Source organism: Pseudogemmobacter bohemicus (genome assembly GCF_003290025.1).
Lineage (GTDB): Bacteria > Pseudomonadota > Alphaproteobacteria > Rhodobacterales > Rhodobacteraceae > Pseudogemmobacter > Pseudogemmobacter bohemicus.
Genome location: NZ_QNHG01000001.1, coordinates 936,711 through 937,262, shown reverse-complemented (window position 1 = coordinate 937,262; position 552 = coordinate 936,711). Strand labels below are relative to the sequence as shown.

Here is a 552-nt window from a genome sequence, read left to right as displayed (position 1 = left end):
CCCGATATATTTTTCGTTCGTCAGAATCTGATGGACAGTGCCACGTGTCCAGGGCCGCTCCAGATCGGTCAGTATGCCCTTTGCGTTAAGATCTCGGGCGATTGCCGCCTCGGATTGGCCGCGCGTGGTGAACTGATCGTATATCCACCTGACCCGTCGCACTTCCGCTGCGGGACCAGGCCTGAGGATGACCCGATCCGTTTGCAGGCTTTTGCGCTCGCCCCGTTTCAGCACGAACTTCATCGCCCCGCTTTCATCCAGCAAGACGCGCCGCAAGCCGTAGCCCGGCGGCCCTCCCTGGCGATAGCCAAGGCGGATGAGCCGACACTGCCCCGCCCAGACTTTCACGGACAGGATGCGGCTGTAGTTCCCGGCTTCCATGCTGCTAAAGGTCCAGGCAAGCTCGGCCAGCGGCCCCATATCGTTGGAGAAACCACCGGCACAGAAGTGAATCTCCACGCCGGCATTCAGGCATTTGAAGGCGTAGTATGCGGACTCATAAGGGCGCTGGAAGCGTCCCCACCGGCTATGATCGTAGGCGATGATCAGCCT

Annotated in this window: 1 protein-coding gene; it reads right to left on the bottom strand. The window is 60.5% G+C overall.

The window, feature by feature from the left end; genetic code table 11:
• On the bottom strand, positions 1-552 hold a 552-nt coding region (locus DRF71_RS04545; protein ID WP_198672062.1), incomplete at both ends, for a recombinase family protein.